The sequence below is a fragment of the Frigoribacterium salinisoli genome (assembly GCF_054781095.1).
On sequence record NZ_BAAGVB010000006.1, the window covers coordinates 115381 to 132094 of the forward strand.

At 70.5% G+C, this 16714-nt stretch carries 16 protein-coding genes; 6 read left to right on the top strand and 10 right to left on the bottom strand.

Annotated features, from left to right (window positions below):
• Positions 1-128 precede the first annotated feature (128 nt).
• The gene (locus ACYVHQ_RS13270; RefSeq protein ID WP_460513804.1) at positions 129-2699 is read left to right on the top strand and encodes a DEAD/DEAH box helicase; all 2571 of its coding nucleotides are present in this window, start codon (positions 129-131) and stop codon (positions 2697-2699) included.
• A gap of 292 nt (positions 2700-2991) precedes the next feature.
• The gene (locus ACYVHQ_RS13275; RefSeq protein WP_460513806.1) at positions 2992-3753 is read left to right on the top strand and encodes an SDR family oxidoreductase; all 762 of its coding nucleotides are present in this window, start codon (positions 2992-2994) and stop codon (positions 3751-3753) included.
• Between the two features lie 470 nt (positions 3754-4223).
• Here ACYVHQ_RS13275 and ACYVHQ_RS13280 read toward each other — a convergent pair whose 3' ends face one another.
• The 3 genes from ACYVHQ_RS13280 to ACYVHQ_RS13290 all read right to left on the bottom strand — a co-directional run bounded on the left by ACYVHQ_RS13280 (position 4224) and on the right by ACYVHQ_RS13290 (position 7047).
• Positions 4224-4748 carry a ribonuclease H family protein gene (locus ACYVHQ_RS13280; protein ID WP_460513808.1) on the bottom strand — a complete coding sequence of 175 codons (525 nt, stop codon included), beginning with the start codon at positions 4746-4748 and terminating at the stop codon, positions 4224-4226.
• A gap of 194 nt (positions 4749-4942) precedes the next feature.
• Positions 4943-5773 carry an aldo/keto reductase gene (locus ACYVHQ_RS13285; protein ID WP_460513810.1) on the bottom strand — a complete coding sequence of 277 codons (831 nt, stop codon included), beginning with the start codon at positions 5771-5773 and terminating at the stop codon, positions 4943-4945.
• 65 nt (positions 5774-5838) lie between these two features.
• The gene (locus ACYVHQ_RS13290; RefSeq protein ID WP_460513812.1) at positions 5839-7047 is read right to left on the bottom strand and encodes an MFS transporter; all 1209 of its coding nucleotides are present in this window, start codon (positions 7045-7047) and stop codon (positions 5839-5841) included.
• Positions 7048-7386: 339 nt separating this feature from the next.
• Between ACYVHQ_RS13290 and nrdH the strand changes: the two genes are divergently transcribed.
• From nrdH to nrdF, 4 genes are all read left to right on the top strand, one after another.
• Positions 7387-7620, top strand: a complete 234-nt coding sequence (nrdH, locus tag ACYVHQ_RS13295) for a glutaredoxin-like protein NrdH (protein WP_460513814.1) — start codon at positions 7387-7389, stop codon at positions 7618-7620.
• Positions 7621-7637: 17 nt separating this feature from the next.
• Complete coding sequence (gene nrdI, locus ACYVHQ_RS13300) at positions 7638-8054, top strand: class Ib ribonucleoside-diphosphate reductase assembly flavoprotein NrdI (RefSeq protein ID WP_460513816.1); 417 nt, start codon at positions 7638-7640, stop codon at positions 8052-8054.
• Between the two features lie 38 nt (positions 8055-8092).
• Entirely contained in the window at positions 8093-10198 is a 2106-nt protein-coding gene (gene nrdE, locus ACYVHQ_RS13305) for a class 1b ribonucleoside-diphosphate reductase subunit alpha (RefSeq protein ID WP_460513908.1), read from the top strand.
• Positions 10199-10312: 114 nt separating this feature from the next.
• Positions 10313-11338: a class 1b ribonucleoside-diphosphate reductase subunit beta gene (gene nrdF / locus ACYVHQ_RS13310; RefSeq protein WP_460513818.1), complete on the top strand. Its 1026-nt coding sequence runs from the start codon at positions 10313-10315 to the stop codon at positions 11336-11338.
• A 114-nt stretch (positions 11339-11452) separates the two neighbouring features.
• On the opposite strand, the gene ACYVHQ_RS13315 is transcribed toward nrdF, so the two are convergent.
• The 7 genes from ACYVHQ_RS13315 to ACYVHQ_RS13345 all read right to left on the bottom strand — a co-directional run bounded on the left by ACYVHQ_RS13315 (position 11453) and on the right by ACYVHQ_RS13345 (position 16691).
• Positions 11453-12109 carry a DUF4232 domain-containing protein gene (locus ACYVHQ_RS13315; protein WP_460513820.1) on the bottom strand — a complete coding sequence of 219 codons (657 nt, stop codon included), beginning with the start codon at positions 12107-12109 and terminating at the stop codon, positions 11453-11455.
• Positions 12110-12200: 91 nt separating this feature from the next.
• On the bottom strand, positions 12201-13271 hold the full coding sequence (locus ACYVHQ_RS13320) for an ABC transporter permease (RefSeq protein ID WP_460513822.1): 1071 nt from the start codon (positions 13269-13271) through the stop codon (positions 12201-12203).
• A complete protein-coding gene (locus ACYVHQ_RS13325; protein WP_460513824.1) occupies positions 13268-13912 on the bottom strand; it encodes an ABC transporter ATP-binding protein in 645 nt (214 codons plus the stop codon). The genes ACYVHQ_RS13320 and ACYVHQ_RS13325 overlap by 4 nt, the downstream gene beginning before the upstream one ends.
• Positions 13909-14949 carry a peptidoglycan-binding domain-containing protein gene (locus ACYVHQ_RS13330; RefSeq protein WP_460513826.1) on the bottom strand — a complete coding sequence of 347 codons (1041 nt, stop codon included), beginning with the start codon at positions 14947-14949 and terminating at the stop codon, positions 13909-13911. Before ACYVHQ_RS13330 ends, ACYVHQ_RS13325 begins: the two co-directional genes overlap by 4 nt.
• A gap of 9 nt (positions 14950-14958) precedes the next feature.
• Complete coding sequence (locus tag ACYVHQ_RS13335; protein ID WP_460513828.1) at positions 14959-15690, bottom strand: hypothetical protein; 732 nt, start codon at positions 15688-15690, stop codon at positions 14959-14961.
• A gap of 63 nt (positions 15691-15753) precedes the next feature.
• Positions 15754-16401 (bottom strand): hypothetical protein, encoded by a 648-nt coding sequence (locus ACYVHQ_RS13340; RefSeq protein WP_460513830.1) that lies wholly within the window; start codon positions 16399-16401, stop codon positions 15754-15756.
• Complete coding sequence (locus tag ACYVHQ_RS13345) at positions 16401-16691, bottom strand: hypothetical protein (RefSeq protein ID WP_460513832.1); 291 nt, start codon at positions 16689-16691, stop codon at positions 16401-16403. Before ACYVHQ_RS13345 ends, ACYVHQ_RS13340 begins: the two co-directional genes overlap by 1 nt.
• Between the last annotated feature and the right edge of the window lie 23 nt (positions 16692-16714).

A 16714-nucleotide genomic window follows, 5' to 3' on the forward strand; every position in this document is an offset into this window, starting at 1 on the left:
AGGGCACGCGCACCCCCTTCCCCCCGATCGGTGCATCCAGTACGGTTCGCGGACGACCGAGCCGCGGCCTCCTGCGCGGACCGCCCTCGTCGCCGCCCTCGCCGCCCTCGTCGCCGTCCGTGCCGAGGATGGGGGAGGATCGAGGCGTGACCCCCTCCTCGTCCGCCGCGCCCCTCGCCGCCCTGCTGCCCGACGCCCCCGGGGACGACGCGTACGACCCGGACGAGGCCTACACGGCCTTCGCCGAGTGGAGCGAGTCGCGCGGCCTGCCCCTCTACCCCGCGCAGGACGAGGCGATGATGGAGCTCGTCTCGGGCGCCAGCGTGATCCTCAGCACGCCGACCGGCACCGGCAAGTCCCTCGTCGCGGCGGGCGCCCACTTCGTCGCCCTGTCGCAGGGGCGGCGCACGTTCTACACGGCACCCATCAAGGCGCTCGTCAGCGAGAAGTTCTTCGCCCTCGTCGAGCTCTTCGGCGCCGAGCGCGTCGGCATGGTCACCGGCGACTCGTCGGTCAACGCCGACGCCCCCATCATCTGCTGCACCGCCGAGATCCTCGCGAACCTCGCGCTCCGGCAGGGCGACGACGCGCCCGTCGACCAGGTCGTCATGGACGAGTTCCACTTCTACGGCGACGCCGACCGCGGCTGGGCCTGGCAGGTGCCCCTGCTGCTCGTGCCGCACGCGCAGTTCCTGCTGCTCTCCGCCACCCTCGGCGACGTCGAACGGCTCAGCGACGACCTCGCCCGCCGCACCGGCCGGCCCGTCGCCCGCGTCACCGGCGTCGAGCGACCCGTGCCCCTGCACTACCGCTACGCGACGACGCCCGTGCAGGAGACCGTGGAGGACCTCCTCGCCGGACGCGAGGCACCCGTCTACATCGTCCACTTCTCCCAGGCCGCCGCCCTCGAGCGCGCGCAGGCGCTCTCGAGCATCAAGGTGGCCACCCGCGAGGAGCGCGACGAGATCGCCGAGCTCATCGGCGGGTTCCGCTTCGCGACCGGCTTCGGCAAGACGCTGTCGCGCCTCGTGCGGTCCGGCATCGGCGTGCACCACGCCGGGATGCTGCCCAAGTACCGCCGGCTCGTCGAGCAGCTCGCCCAGCGCGGCCTGCTCAAGGTCATCTGCGGCACCGACACCCTCGGCGTCGGCATCAACGTGCCCATCCGCACCGTGCTGCTCACGGCGCTCACCAAGTTCGACGGCACGCGCATGCGCCAGCTCACCGCGCGCGAGTTCCACCAGGTCGCCGGGCGGGCCGGGCGCGCGGGCTACGACACCGCCGGCACCGTGGTGCTGCAGGCGCCCGAGCACGAGATCGACAACCTCAAGGCCGTGCAGAAGGCCGGCGACGACCCCAAGAAGCAGAAGAAGATCGTGCGCAAGCGCGCCCCCGAGGGCTTCGTCTCGTGGGGCGAGCCGAGCTACCAGAAGCTCATCGCCGCCGAGCCCGAAGCCCTCACCAGCCACCTGCAGCTCACCACCGCCATGCTGCTCAACGTGATCGGCCGCGGCGGCGACGTCTTCGCGAACGTGCGCGACCTCGTCTTCGACAACCACGAGCCCCGGACCCGGCAGTTCGAGCTCGCCCGCCGCGCGCTCTCCATCACCCGCACCCTGCTCGCCGCGGGCGTCGTCGAGGAGGTGACCGACGCCTCCGGCCGGTCCACCGTGCGCCTCACGGTCGACCTGCAGCCGAACTTCGCGCTCAACCAGCCGCTGTCGCCCTTCGCGCTCGCCGCCATCGAGGTGCTCGACCCCGAGTCGCCGACCTACGCGCTCGACGTCGTCTCGGTCGTCGAGTCGACCCTCGACGACCCCCGGCCGATCCTCTCGCAGCAGCAGTTCAAGGCCCGCGGCGAGGCCGTCGCGGCCATGAAGCGCGAGGGCATCGAGTACGAGGAGCGCATGGAGCTGCTCGAGGAGGTCACCTGGCCGAAGCCGCTCGACGAGCTGCTCACGGCCCTGTTCGAGACCTACAAGGCCTCGCAGCCCTGGATCGGCGACTTCGAGCTGCGCCCCAAGGCGGTCGTCCGCGACCTCTACGAGCGCGCCATGACCTTCGCCGACTACGTGCAGCACTACGGCCTCGCGCGGTCGGAGGGGCTCGTGCTGCGCTACCTGTCCGACGCGTTCCGGGCACTGCGGCAGACGGTGCCCGACGAGGCCAAGACCGAGGACCTGGTCGACCTCATCGAGTGGCTGGGCGAGCTCGTGCGGCAGGTCGACTCGAGCCTGCTCGACGAGTGGGAGCGCATGGTGAACCCCACCGAGGTCGCCGCGCAGGACGAGATCGCGCCGCCCGTGCTGCGGCGCTACACGGCGAACCGCCGCGCCTTCACGGTCGCCGTGCGCAACGAGCTGTTCCGGCGCGTGCAGCTCGCTGCGCTCGACGACGTCGAGGCCCTCGGCGAGCTCGACGGCGCAGGAGGCTTCGGCACGGACGCCTGGTCCGCCGCGCTCGACGGGTACTGGGACGAGTACGAGACGATCGGCACCGGTGCCTCGGCGCGCAGCGCGGAGCTCTTCGTCGTCGACGAGCAGCCCGGCCGCTGGCACGTGCGGCAGGTCCTCGAGGACCCGGAGGGCGACCGCGACTGGGGCATCCGTGCCGACGTCGACCTGGCCGCGTCCGACGAGGCCGGCGTGCCCGTGGTCACCGTCGTGTCGGTGGGGCCGGAGTCCGGCGCCGCCCGCTGACGCCGCACGGCCCGGCCCGGCCCGGCCCGGCCCGGCCCGCCCGCGCGCGGTGTGCGCGGCCCTGCTCGCCCGCTCGCGGCGGGCGGGCGGCCGGGCCCCTCGTGCCCGTCGAGGGCAGGAGGCGCGCCCGGGCCCACGACGCCCGGCCGCTCCCGAGGTGGGCAGCGGTACCCTCGTACCGGCCCCGAGCAGGTGCCACCGGCCGGTCCTCGACCGTCTCCTGCTCCCCGTGCCGCACCGCTCCGCACCGCTCCGCCCCGCAGCACCCCGCTCCGTCCCCCAGGAGGAACCCATGGCCCGTCTCACCGGCAAGGTCGCCATCGTCACCGGGGCCGCCTCGGGGATCGGCGAGGCGATCGTGCACCGTTTCGCCGCCGAGGGGGCGCAGGTCGTCGCGACGGACATCCTCGACGGGTCGCGCGTCGCCGCCGAGTCGGGCGCCGACTTCGCCCAGCACGACGTCGCGAACGGCGGCGACTGGAAGCGCGTCATGGACCACGTCGCCGAGCGCTACGGCCGCCTCGACGTGCTCGTCAACAACGCCGGGATCGTCTCCGGCCAGTCCATCGACGAGACCCAGCTCGAGACCTGGAACCGGGTCTTCGCCGTCAACGTCACGGGCGTCATGCTGGGCACGCGCTTCGCCGTCGAGCAGATGCGGGCCAACCCGGACGAGTCCGGCGGGTCGATCATCAACCTCGCGCCCGCCACGTCGTTCGCCGGCTTCGGAGCCGACGCCGCCTACACGGCGAGCAAGCACGCGCTCGTCGGCCTCACCCGCTCCTCGGCGGCGCACGCCGCACAGGAGGGCTGGGGCATCCGCATCAACTCGCTGCACCCCGGACCGACCGACACGGCGCTGTTCCGCCGTCAGGTCGAGGCGCAGCCCGCCCTGCTCGACGCCTTCAAGACGATGAGCCCCCGCGGTCGCCTCGCCCGCCCCGAGGAGGTCGCCGGCCTGGCCCTGCACCTCGCCAGCGACGACTCGGCCTTCTCGACCGGCGCCCAGTTCACGGTCGACGGCGGCCTCTCGAGCACGCACCCGTCGCTCTAGGGCGCCCTGCGCCCAAGCCCTGCGCCCTGGACCCGCACCCGGACCCTTACCCTCACGCTGCCCGCTCCCGACCCGAAAAGGCGACGAGTCGGGCGTCTGGCGCGCCTCGCCGCCGCCGACCGGCGGCGTGTCGCCCCGAGGCTGTCGCGTTCGGCGCCGAACGCGACATCCGCGCGGTGCTCGAGGTCGCGCCTCCTGCTGTCGGAGCACGACCGCAGCGCCCTCGAGCCGGCGATCGGCAGCGCAGGAGGCCCCACCCCTTGCACCCGTCTTCCGCCCTCTCCGGCCGGAAAAGGCGACGAGGAGCACACGACGCGCCGGCCGCCACCACCGATCGACGGCGTGTCGCCCCGGGGATGTCGCGTTCGGCACCGAACGCGACACGCAGGCACCGCAGAGCAGCGTCGAGGGCAGCGTCCAGGGCCCCGGCGATCGCCGCGGCCGACAGGGCAGGAGGCCCGCCCTGCGCCCTAGAAGAGCGTCGCGGGAGGTGCAGGAGGCTCCGGCAGCGCGTCCGTCACCCGAGCGGGAGCCCCGGGCCAGCCCGGCCCCTCCGGCACCGGAGCCTTCTGCTGGAACGCCGTCGCCGCCGCGCGGGCCCGGACGTCGGCCGCCTCGTTCATCTCGTGCCCGACGTGCCCGCGCACCCACTCGAACGTGACGCGGCGACCGGCGAGGGCCTCGTCGAGCAGCTGGATGATCTCGACGTTGAGCACGGGCTTGCCGTCGGCCTTGCGCCAGCCCTTCCGCTTCCAGCCGGCGAGCCACTCGGTGCAGGCCTTGATGGCGTACTGGCTGTCGCAGAGGATGTGCAGCGGCTCGTCGCTGCCCTCGGTGGCCCGCAGCAGTTCGAGCACGGCCGTGAGCTCGCCCTGGTTGTTCGTGGCGCGGGGCCAGCCGCCCGCCGCCCAGTGGTCGTCGTCGACGTACCACGCCCATCCTGCCGGTCCGGGGTTGCCGAGGGCGGATCCGTCTGCGGCGGCGGTGATGGTCACGTGGTGCTCCTCGCGTCGATGTGCCCGACCACGTTAGCCGGTGGCGCGGGCCCCTCCGGCGGCGTGGGACTCGCCGGCGGCGCGGTGCAGGCCGTGGCTCGCCTTCTCCGACACGGCACGCCCGGGCCCGGACGTGTGACGTCGGAGGACCTGCGTGACGCTGCACGCCGCGTCCCGCCCCGGGCTGCCGCCCGTCAGCCGACGCGGTCGGGGTGCGACCCGGTGCGCTCGCCGTTCTCGAGGGCGGCGAGGGCCGCGAGGTCGTCGGCGTCGAGCTCGAAGCCGTCCACGTCGCGGTTCGCGCGGATCCGCTCGGGCGTCACCGACTTCGGGATCACGACGAGCCCTTGCTGGAGGTGCCAGCGCACGAGCACCTGCGCGGGCGTGACGCCGTGCTTCTCGGCGAGGCGGGCGAGCGTGGGGTCGCCCAGCACCTTGCCCCGCGCGAGGGGCGACCACGACTCCGTGACGATGCCGTGCTCGGCGTGGAACGCGCGCAGCTCGTGCTGCGGCAGCCACGGGTGCAGCTCGACCTGGTTCACGACGGGCACGCGGTCGGTCTCGGCGAGCAGGCGCTCGAGGTGGTGCACCTGGAAGTTGCTGACGCCGACGGAGCGGGCACGGCCGCTCTCGGCGATCTCGCCGAGCGCGCGCCACGTCTCGACGTAGCGGTCCTGGGCCGGCGCGGGCCAGTGGATGAGGTAGAGGTCGACCTCGTCGACGCCGAGCAGCTCGAGGCTGCGGTCGAAGGAGCGCAGGGTCGCGTCGCGGCCGTGGTCGTCGTACCAGACCTTGGTCGTGACGAAGACGTCGTCGCGGGGCAGGCCGGAGCTGCGCAGCGCGGCGCCCACGCCTCGTTCGTTGCCGTAGGCGGAGGCCGTGTCGAGGTGCCGGTAGCCGGCCTCGAGGGCGACGTCGACGACGCGCTCGGCCTCGTCGTCGGGCACCTTGTAGACGCCGAGGCCGAGCTGCGGGATCGAACGGCCGTCGGCGAGGGCGACGGTGGAGGTGCTGGGAGCGGGCATGCACCGATCCTCGCACCGCCCGGCCGCCGGCCGTGCGCCGTGGACGACGGGGCAGGAGGCGCGGGTCAGCCGGAGACGATCGGGACCGGTTCGGTGTCGGGCAGGGGCGACGCGGAGCGCCCCCGCAGGTCGGGCAGCGAGCCGCGGAACACGACCGCCACGAGGAGCCCGACGAGGGCGAACGAGGCGCCGACGAGCATGCCGCCGGAGCCGCCCCGCTCGTCGATGAGGAACCCCGCGGTGGCCGAGCCGAGCGCGCTGCCGATGAGCTGGCCGGTGCCGGCCCAGCCGTAGGCCTCGGCGGTGTCGCTGAACTTCACGCTCGACGAGACGATGGCGAACATGACGGCGAGGGCCGGGGCGATGCCGAGCCCGGCGACGAGCAGCGTGGCGGTGAGCGGCAGGAACCCGGTGACGACCGCGGCGAGGGTCATGCCGACGAAGACGATCGAGAGCCGGCGCGCGAGCGACCAGGGGCTGATGGGCGCGTGGCCGAGCGAGAGGCCGCCGACGAGCGATCCGACGGCGAAGACGGCGAGCACGATGCCCGAGTCGGGGCTGCCCTCGCCGAAGGTGGCGACGACGCCGGCCTCGACGGCGGAGCAGGCGCCGATGAGCAGGAACCCGGTCACGGTCGCCATGAGCACGGTGGGCCGCGCGAGCACCTTGCCGAAGGCCCGCTTGCTGCGGGGGATCCGCACGCGGCCGACCTCGGGCGAGGCGATGAACCAGGTGCCGCCGCCGACGAGGAACACGGCGGCGACCATGATCGCCTCGACGGTGCCGATCTGCGTGCCGACGAAGGTCGTGATGACGGGCCCGGCGACCCAGATGACCTCTTGTGCGGAGGCGTCGAGCGAGAAGAGGGGCGTCAGCTGCGAGGAGTTGACCATCTTGGGGTAGATGGTGCGCACGGCCGGCTGCACAGGAGGCACGCTCAGGCCCGTCAGGAGGCCCACGGCCATGTACAGGGGCACCGAGAGGGTCGCGAAGGCGAAGACCGTGATGCTCGTGGCGCAGACCGCGAGCGTGAGGAGCAGGACGGGGCGCATGCCCCAGCGGCCCATGAACCGGCTGGTGAGCGGCCCCGAGACGGCCTGCCCGAGGCTGGTCGCCGCGAGCACGAGGCCGGCGGCGCCGTAGGAGTGGTGCACGGCCTCGACGTGCAGGAGGAACGCCAGCGACAGCATGCCGAAGGGGAACCGGGCGGTGAGCTGGGCAGCGATGATGCGGGCCACGCCGGGCGTCTTGAGGAGGGACGAGTAGGTGCTCACGATGGGTCGATCCTACGAGGCCCCGACACGCCGCGACACGCCGTCGTCCCGAACGGGGGAGGCGCCTCCTGGATGTCGGTGGTGGGGGAGAGGCTGTGGACGGATCGGGGGAGAACCCCGCTCGATCCGGGGAGAACCGGGGCTCGCCGGTGGACGAGATGTGGACGACCCTGTGGAGAACCACGTCCCGGGAACTACAGGGCTGTAACACCGCATCTAGTTGCGGGGCCCGGTGTCGGCCACTAGATGTAGTATCGAGGAGTCGCCGGGGCGCCACGCCCGACGATCACCCAGACACCGTCCGCACCAGCGGACCAGCACCACGAACCAGGGGAGCCCATGGCCATCACCGTCTACACCAAGCCGTCCTGCGTCCAGTGCACGGCGACGTACCGTGCCCTCGACAACAAGGGCGTCGAGTACGAGGTCCGCGACGTCTCGACCGACGAGGCCGCCCTCGAGATGGTCAAGTCGCTCGGCTACATGCAGGCCCCCGTCGTCGTCACCGACGACGGCCACTGGAGCGGCTTCCGCCCCGACAAGATCGCGTCGCTCGCCGCAGCGATCTCCTGACGAGAGGGGGCGAGCGGGTGACAGGCCTCGTCTACTTCTCGAGCGTCTCCGGCAACACCCGGCGCTTCGTCGAAGCGCTGGGTCGGCCCGCGGCCTGCATCCCGCTCCTCCCGTCGGAGGCGCCGCTGGTCGTGAGCGACCCGTACGTCCTCGTCCTGCCGACCTACGGCGGCGGCGAGGGGCGGGGGGCCGTGCCCAAGCAGGTGATCCGGTTCCTCAACGACGAGCGCAACCGGTCCCTCGTCCGCGGCGTCATCGCCGCGGGCAACACCAACTTCGGTGAGGCGTACTGCCTGGCCGGCGACATCGTCGCCGCCAAGTGCGACGTCCCGCTCCTGTATCGCTTCGAGGTCTTCGGCACCCCCGACGACGTCGCGGCAGTCAACTCTGGATTGGAAGAATTTTGGACGCAGCAGTCGACGACGTCACGGTGATCGCGGCGCCGGGGCAGGGCCTGGCCGGCACGACCGGCATGGACTACCACGCCCTCAACGCCATGCTCAACCTGTACGGCCCGAACGGCGAGATCCAGTTCGACAAGGACCGCGAGGCGGCGAAGCAGTACTTCCTGCAGCACGTCAACCAGAACACGGTCTTCTTCCACAACCTGCGCGAGCGCCTCGACTACCTCGTCGAGAACGAGTACTACGAGCAGGCGACCATCGACCAGTACGACTTCGACTTCATCGAGCGCCTCAACGACCTCGCCTACTCGAAGAAGTTCCGCTTCCAGACCTTCCTCGGCGCGTTCAAGTACTACACCTCGTACACGCTCAAGACGTTCGACGGCAAGCGCTACCTCGAGCGCTTCGAGGACCGCGTCGTCATGACGGCCCTCGGCCTGGCGCAGGGCGACGAGAAGCTCGCCGTCGACCTCGTCGAGGAGATCATCGCGGGCCGCTTCCAGCCCGCCACCCCGACGTTCCTCAACACCGCGAAGGCCCAGCGCGGCGAGCTCGTCAGCTGCTTCCTCCTCCGCATCGAGGACAACATGGAGTCGATCTCGCGCGGCATCAACTCGTCGCTGCAGCTGTCGAAGCGCGGCGGCGGCGTCGCCCTGTCGCTCTCCAACATCCGCGAGGCCGGGGCTCCGATCAAGCAGATCGAGAACCAGTCGTCGGGCATCATCCCCGTCATGAAGCTCCTGGAAGACAGCTTCAGCTACGCCAACCAGCTCGGTGCCCGCCAGGGCGCCGGTGCGGTGTACCTCAGCGCGCACCACCCCGACATCATGCGGTTCCTCGACACCAAGCGCGAGAACGCCGACGAGAAGATCCGCATCAAGACGCTGTCCCTCGGCGTCGTCGTGCCCGACATCACGTTCGAGCTCGCGAAGAACAACGAGGACATGTACCTCTTCTCGCCGTACGACGTCGAGAAGGTCTACGGCGTGCCCTTCGGCGACGTGCCCATCAGCGAGAAGTACCGCGAGATGGTCGCCGACGGTCGCATCAAGAAGACCAAGATCAAGGCGCGCGACTTCTTCCAGACGATCGCGGAGATCCAGTTCGAGTCGGGCTACCCCTACATCGTCTTCGAGGACACGGTGAACAAGGCGAACCCGATCAAGGGCCGCATCAACATGTCGAACCTGTGCTCGGAGATCCTCCAGGTCAACACGCCGACCACGTTCCACGAAGACCTCTCGTACGACGCCATCGGCAAGGACATCAGCTGCAACCTCGGCTCGATGAACATCGCGCTGTCGATGGACTCGCCCGACCTGGGCAAGACGGTCGAGACCGCGATCCGCGGCCTCACCGCCGTCAGCGACATGAGCCACATCTCGTCGGTCCGCTCCATCGAGGTCGGCAACGACTCGTCGCACGCCATCGGCCTCGGCCAGATGAACCTGCACGGCTACCTGGCGCGCGAGCACGTGCACTACGGCAGCCCCGAGGGCATCGACTTCACGAACATCTACTTCTACACGGTGCTGTTCCACGCCCTGCGGGCGTCGAACGCCATCGCCCGGGAGCGCGGGACCACGTTCGGCGGCTTCGAGGACTCGAAGTACGCCTCGGGCGAGTTCTTCGACAAGTACACCGAGCAGCGCTGGGCCCCCGAGACCGAGCGCGGCGCCCAGCTCTTCGCCGACGCCGACGTGGCCGTGCCGACCCAGCAGGACTGGCTCGAGCTCAAGGCCAGCGTCATGGAGCACGGTCTCTACAACCAGAACCTCCAGGCCGTGCCGCCGACCGGGTCGATCTCGTACATCAACCACTCGACCTCGTCGATCCACCCGATCGCCTCGAAGATCGAGATCCGCAAGGAGGGCAAGCTCGGTCGCGTCTACTACCCGGCGCCGTTCATGACGAACGACAACCTGGAGTACTACACCGACGCGTACGAGATCGGTGCCGAGAAGATCATCGACACCTACGCCGCGGCCACGCAGCACGTCGACCAGGGCCTGTCGCTCACGCTGTTCTTCAAGGACACCGCCACGACGCGCGACATCAACAAGGCGCAGATCTACGCATGGCGCAAGGGCATCAAGACGATCTACTACATCCGCCTGCGCCAGCTCGCGCTCGAGGGCACCGAGGTCGACGGCTGCGTCAGCTGCATGCTCTGACCTGTCGTGCCTCCGCTGTGCCGCTCCGGTGACGCAGCACCCGGCGCGGGCCGGTCTCGACGACCGGCCCGCGCCTCCTGAACTCCACCGCACCACCACCACGGAAGAGATGACATGACGATCACCGACAAGCTCGACGCAGTCGCCGGCGACCCCGTGCACGCGACCGGCAAGTCCGTGCCGCTCGTGCGCAGCGTCAGTGCGATCAACTGGAACCGCATCCAGGACGACAAGGACGTCGAGGTCTGGAACCGCCTCGTCAACAACTTCTGGCTGCCCGAGAAGATCCCGCTGTCGAACGACGTGCAGTCGTGGAACACCCTCACGCCCGAGGAGCAGCAGCTCACCATGCGTGTGTTCACGGGCCTGACGCTGCTCGACACGATCCAGGGCACCGTGGGCGCGATCAGCCTCATCCCCGACGCCATCACGCCCCACGAAGAGGCCGTCTACACGAACATCGCGTTCATGGAGTCGGTGCACGCCAAGAGCTACTCGTCGATCTTCTCGACCCTCGCGTCGACGCCCGAGATCGACGACGCCTTCCGCTGGTCGGTCGAGAACCCGAACCTGCAGAAGAAGGCGCAGATCGTGCTCGACTACTACACGGGCGACGACCCCCTGAAGCGCAAGGTCGCCTCGACGCTGCTCGAGTCGTTCCTCTTCTACAGCGGTTTCTACCTGCCCATGTACTGGTCCTCGCGCGCCAAGCTCACCAACACGGCCGACCTCGTGCGCCTCATCATCCGCGACGAGGCCGTGCACGGCTACTACATCGGCTACAAGTTCCAGAAGGGCCTCGAGGGCGCCTCCGAGGAGCGCAAGCAGGAGATCAAGGACTACACGTTCAACCTGCTCTTCGAGCTCTACGAGAACGAGATCCAGTACACGCAAGATCTGTACGACGGCGTCGGCCTGACGGAGGACGTCCGCAAGTTCCTGCACTACAACGCCAACAAGGCCCTCATGAACCTCGGCTACGAGCCGATGTTCCCGAAGGACGCCACCGACGTGAACCCGGCGATCCTGTCGGCCCTCTCCCCGAACGCGGACGAGAACCACGACTTCTTCTCGGGGTCGGGATCGTCGTACGTCATCGGCAAGGCCGTCAGCACGCAGGACGAGGACTGGGACTTCTAGCCGGACCGGCACCGCGCAGACGACGGCGGTCCTCCCAGGTGGGAGGGCCGTCGTCGTCGTCCGCCTCCGTGGTGCAGGAGGCGCGGTGCTCCCTGCTGCGCCGGCGACCGTCCGTCACGGCCCGGGCTGGATCGCCCCCACGGAGAGCTGCTGGACGTCGGGGGAGGTGCACGCCGTGAAGAGGTCGCCGCCGGCTCCGATGTACAGCGCCGCCGTGGACCCGGGCGGGTAGACACGGAAGCCCTCGCTCTGCTGCGGCTGGCACTCGGCGTCGTCGTAATCGGCCGCCTGCAACATCGTCAGGATCGCCTGCGAGTAGGCGCCCGGTGCGAGCTGCACGGTCGGGTGCTCCGACGACCGGTCGAGCGTGGCCGACGCTCCGAGCTGCGTGCCGTCCCCACCGCCCACGAAGGAGACGCCCGGCCAACCCTGCAGCGTGCAGGTGCGGTCGCCGGTGTTCGTGAGGACGAGGGCGACGCCGTAGCTGCCGGCCGCGCCGCCGCCGCCGTCGTCGATGGAGCCCCGGAGCTCGTCGACGGTGCAACGGTCCTCGGCGGCGCCGGACGCTCCGTCGCCGAGGTCGCCCCCGCCCCCCGAAGCACCGTCCGGACCGGGTGTGGAGGTCGGCTGCGGAGAGGGGGTGGCCGTGGTCGTGACCGTCGTGGTGGCGGTGGGTGGCGCCTCCGGACCACCGGAGGAGCACCCGCCGAGCAGAGCGACGAGCGTGGCGGCGATGGCCGTGGGGACGAGCTTCACGGTGGCAGGACGCATGCCTCCACCCTTGCACCGTGCACCGTCGGTCCGTCCGGACAGGACTCAGGGCCGTCGGCGCCCCGACATCCTCGCCCCCTCACTGCGCTGCTCAGCGGTCCTTGAAGTAGCGGAAGAGGTGCTGCTCTCGGGTGAGCAGGAGCGCGGCGGCGGCACCGAGGTAGGGAGCAGCGACTGCCGCGAGTCCGATCCGTGAGGCGAGCACGATGACCGAGCTCGCATCGCTCGTCCCTCCCGTCGCGGCGAACACGGCACCCACGGATGCGATGATGATCGCGGCGGGGGCGACCCACGAGGTGATCTCGAGGGCGAGCACGGCCCCGAGGTCGCTCTTCCGGACTCCCGCGTGGAGGGCTGACGCGAGCTGGATGCGGCGGGATCGAACGGCGAGGCACCCGAGCCCTGCACCGAGGGCCAGGGCGAGGGGTGCCGCGTGCCGCGTCACGCGGTCCGCATAGCGGGCGTTGCCGTCGAAGCTGGCTCCGAGCGTCGTGTTGAGCTGCGAGACGACGGGTGATCGATCCTCGTCGCTCCCGGCCAGCAGGGTCGTCTGCAGCAGGGTGCGCGTCCGCGCAGAGGCCGGCCAGACGTCGACCCAGCACTCGTCGAAGACCTCGTCGTCGGGGACGGGGAGGACCGCGGTGTACCCGTACCCGGCGCGGCGTCCGTCCCCCGGGTACTCGTAGACGCCGACGACCCGGGTCTCGTCGCTCGTGGTGAGGAGCGCGTCCCCGACGGTGAGACCGAGGGCGTCGGCGGCCTGGTCGGAGAGCACGACGCCTGCTCCGGGGGCGAGGTCGGCGTTCAGGAGGTCGGGGAAGCCCTGGGTGGCCTCGGCGACGGGGATGGTCGACGAAGGCAGGGCAGCGGCCGTGATCGCGGAGTCGCTGGTGCGCACGGCCCCGGCGGAGCGGACGCCTGGCACCCTGGCCAGGGCTGCGCAGGCGGTCCCGTCGATGCGTCCGGCCGCAGCGATCGTGACGACGGAAGCGCCGGCTGCCTGGTACTCCTCCGCCGCCGTGGTGATGGAGCGGACGCTGAGCAGGTCTGCGGCGACGAGTCCTGCCGAGAGCGCCGTGAGCAGCGCGGCGAAGAGCCCGGTGCGGGCCGTACCGCTGACGGTGTTGCGCCAGGCTTCGCGGAGGACGCCCGACGCCCTCATGACGGGCTCCCGCTCGGGACGGGGCCCCGCGCTTCGCCGCGAGCTGCTTGATGGTCTCGGAGGTCGATGTGGTCGGTGCAGGCCCGTCTGGTGTGCTCGTCGTGCGTGGCGACCACGACGATCGTGCTCTCGGTCGCCAGGCGTGCGAGCGCCTCGTTGACCTCGCCGGCCGTGGCGAGGTCGAGCTGCGCCGTCGGCTCGTCCACAAGGAACATCCCCGGGCGAGCGGCGATGCCCCGGGCGAGCATCAACCGTTGCGCCTCGCCGCCGGACAACGATCGGAACGGGCGGTCAGCGACGTGTGCGAGCCCGAACCGGTCCAACAGGACGCGCGCGCCACGATCCGCCTCCCGCCGGGTGGCTCCCGTCGCCAGCAGGGGCAGGGCGACGTGGTCGGCGGCGGTCCGTCTCGCGACACCGTGGGGGTTCTGGAACACCCAACCCACTCGGCCGAGTTCGCTGCGTCCGACCGTACCTTCGGCTGGGGTCTCCCATCCGGCGAGCAGGCTCAGCAGTGTGCTCTTCCCCGACCCGGAGGGGCCGGTGAGCGCGTAGACGTGTCCGGGTACCAGGACCGCGTCGAGGCCCCGGAACAGCCACGGTCCGGCCCCGAACCGGTGTCCCAGGCCCTGCAACGTCACCTGCACGAGCGTCGACCATCCGGGTCCAGATCGACCTCGCCCGGCGGTGCCGCGTCAGCCTCGACGGTGATGAAGCTCTGCCCGAGCTCCGACCCGACCACCTGCACCGCCTGAGCTGCGCCGTCGCTCGCGATGCACGCTGCCTCGCCGTCGATGTCGTACAACGCCCCGGGCGGGACCACGGAGACCGTGACCGGCTCGGCGAGCGCGTAGCTGCCGGAGAGGGTCGTCGCGTCCGTCTGCACGGCCTGCTGGTACGACGTGGTGGCTTCGAGCGTGGCCAGCGCCTCCGTGCTCGTCACGCGTCCGTCGGCGTCGACCGGCACGGCCGTGCCATCGACGGTCAGTACCCGGTCGCCGGGGGCCAGGCCTTCCGGGAGGCGCGAGATCGCGGCGGCGGCGAGTCCGCCGGGAAGTGCAGCGACGTCGCCACCTTCTTCGATCGTCGCTCCCGTCGCCGCGGTGCACGATGCCACCGACACCTCGGCGTCGGGCAGCCACAGGATGCGGCTCGCGGGGACGTCGCCGGTCGTGAACGCCGTGTCCCCCGCCTTCCGGAACAGGTCGGAGACAGCGGCGAGCGTCCTCGGGCCGACCGTGCCCCTCACAGCGACGTCGTACCCGAGTCGGACGAGCTCTTCTTGGAGGGCGGTGACGTCCTCACCCTCGTCGCCCGACACGAGGTCGCGCCACAGGGGCACCGACGTCGCCAGGTTCAGCACGCGTCGACCGTCGATGCTCAGGTTCGTCGCTCCTGACGTGAAGTCGCCGCCGGCCTGGCAGGAGAGCGAGGTGACCCGACCTGACGTCGGTGCCGTGAGGGCCGTGTCCGTGCCGAGCGTGAGCGTCACCTCGACGGTCCGCTTGTCCTCGAACGGTCGCTCCGTCACCGGAGCGGACGTGACCGTGGCGGTCGACTGCAGCGACGTCGGCGTGGCATCCGTGAACACCACGGCGCCTGCTCCGATGCCCGCCGAGACGGCCACGACCGACGCGAGGACGCCGAGTGCGATCTTCGGGGCGTTGATCCCAGTCATCACCACCACCTACTCGTGGAGGCCCAGCGGGTCCCGGTCGCACACCCGGTGCGCCTCTTCGCCCGCTGTGGGGTCGGTGTACGGGAAGTCGTCGTCGGGGTAGTCCTCGGCGTACTCGTCGGCGCTGTAGGAGGGGTCGACGACGCCCTTGCGCACGAGGCACGCCGCCATGATCGTGTTCTCGTCCTGGTTGTCGGGGTTCCGGCGGATCCAGGAGTGGAGGGCGCCGATCTGCAACTCCCCGGATTCCTTCGAGCACCCCAGCACCTGGTCGTTCACGGTGTCGGAGTCCGCGCCGTCCGGATACCTGAGGCTGACCGAGCCGTCGTCGTCCAGAACGACATCCGTGATGGCGTACGCCGACAGGCACTCCGCGAACCTGTCCCTCATCTCGGAGAGCTCTTGGTCCGTGATCAGTTCGTCTTCGAGCACCGCGCGCACGAAGTCGGACTCCGCCTCCTGGTACTCCGAGGTGAACTCGCCGGCCCAGGGGCCCGAGAAGGGTGGCGCCTCACCATAGGACGTCCGACCATCGTCTGTGAGGACGTCCTGATCGTCGACGTTCGAGCATCCGGTGAGCAGGAGGACCGAGCAGGCGACCGCGGCGAGGGGGCGGAGATCGCGCCCCGGATGTGCTGCCGTCGGACGACGTCCCGGAACCCGTGGTCCACCCTGTCGGTCCAGCGCGCGCTGCGCGCCGACGCCTCCGAGGCGCTGAGTGACGAGCCTTCTGTGGAGCATGGCGCACGGTCCTTCCTGCATGCTGGTGTGCAACGGGGCGTGGCGGTGCGAGTCCTGGGTCATCTACTCGTACAGGCCCAGCGGGTCCGCGTTGCACTCCAGGTCCGCCTCTTCCCCCGCTGTGGGATCGGTGTACGGGAAGTCGTCGTCGGCGTAGTCCTCGGCGTACTGGTCGGCGCTGTAGGAGGGTTCGACGACGCCCTTGCGCACGAGGCACGCCGCCATGATCGTGTTCTCGTCCTGGTTGTCGGGGTTCCGGCGGATCCAGGAGTGGAGGGCGCCGATCTCCAACTCACCGGATTCGACCGAGCACCCGTGCACTTGGTCGTTCACGGTGTCGAAGTCCGCGTCGTCCGGTTCGTTGAGGCTGAACGAGCCGTCATCGTCGAAGACGACGTCCGTGAGCGCGTATGCCGACAGGCACTCCGTGAACTTGTCCCTCATCTCGGAGAGCTCTTGGTCCGTGATCAGTTCGTCTTCGAGCACCGCGCGCACGAAGTCGGACTCCGCCTCCTGGTACGCCGAGGTGAACTCCGCGGCCCAGGGGCCCGAGAAGAGTGGCGCGTCACTGGAGGACGTCCGGCCATCGTCTGTGAGGATGTCTTGATCGTCGATGCTCGAGCATCCGGTGAGCAGGAGGACCGAACATGCGGCCGCCACGACGGCTCGGGGGTCGACCGGTGCGTGCTTCCGTTGGCCGTCTGTTGCCATCAGACGGCGTACTCGAACCCGTACCTCGTCACGTTGACCCAGCATGCTCTCTGTTTCGATGTCTTCCCGGCAGGCACCCAGGGCGCAACTTTTCGGGCCCCGCCGCGGACCTCGTTGACATGGCGCACTCGCTTGCACGACACGTTGTCCACCGAGAACGTGCGGAGGTTGCTCACCCTGCAACTCGCGGCCTCGGCCGGTGCCGCCGACGTCAGCGTCGTGGCGCCTGTCAGTGCTCCGGCAGTGAGGGCCACTGCCAACCCGAGGCTCGCGATCTTCTTGTGGAGCATGGACCAGACCTTTCTGCATCAGA

Excerpts from the sequence above, each read along its gene's own strand:
- ACYVHQ_RS13270 (WP_460513804.1), top strand. The coding sequence starts at position 129 with ATGGGGGAGGATCGAGGCGTGACCCCCTCCTCGTCCGCCGCGCCCCTC.
- ACYVHQ_RS13275 (WP_460513806.1), top strand. The coding sequence starts at position 2,992 with ATGGCCCGTCTCACCGGCAAGGTCGCCATCGTCACCGGGGCCGCCTCG.
- ACYVHQ_RS13285 (WP_460513810.1), bottom strand. The coding sequence starts at position 5,773 with ATGCCCGCTCCCAGCACCTCCACCGTCGCCCTCGCCGACGGCCGTTCG.
- nrdH (WP_460513814.1), top strand. The coding sequence starts at position 7,387 with ATGGCCATCACCGTCTACACCAAGCCGTCCTGCGTCCAGTGCACGGCG.
- nrdE (WP_460513908.1), top strand. The coding sequence starts at position 8,093 with ATGGACTACCACGCCCTCAACGCCATGCTCAACCTGTACGGCCCGAAC.
- nrdF (WP_460513818.1), top strand. The coding sequence starts at position 10,313 with ATGACGATCACCGACAAGCTCGACGCAGTCGCCGGCGACCCCGTGCAC.
- ACYVHQ_RS13315 (WP_460513820.1), bottom strand. The coding sequence starts at position 12,109 with ATGCGTCCTGCCACCGTGAAGCTCGTCCCCACGGCCATCGCCGCCACG.
- ACYVHQ_RS13320 (WP_460513822.1), bottom strand. The coding sequence starts at position 13,271 with ATGAGGGCGTCGGGCGTCCTCCGCGAAGCCTGGCGCAACACCGTCAGC.
- ACYVHQ_RS13330 (WP_460513826.1), bottom strand. The coding sequence starts at position 14,949 with ATGACTGGGATCAACGCCCCGAAGATCGCACTCGGCGTCCTCGCGTCG.
- ACYVHQ_RS13335 (WP_460513828.1), bottom strand. The coding sequence starts at position 15,690 with ATGCTCCACAGAAGGCTCGTCACTCAGCGCCTCGGAGGCGTCGGCGCG.
- ACYVHQ_RS13340 (WP_460513830.1), bottom strand. The coding sequence starts at position 16,401 with ATGGCAACAGACGGCCAACGGAAGCACGCACCGGTCGACCCCCGAGCC.
- ACYVHQ_RS13345 (WP_460513832.1), bottom strand. The coding sequence starts at position 16,691 with ATGCTCCACAAGAAGATCGCGAGCCTCGGGTTGGCAGTGGCCCTCACT.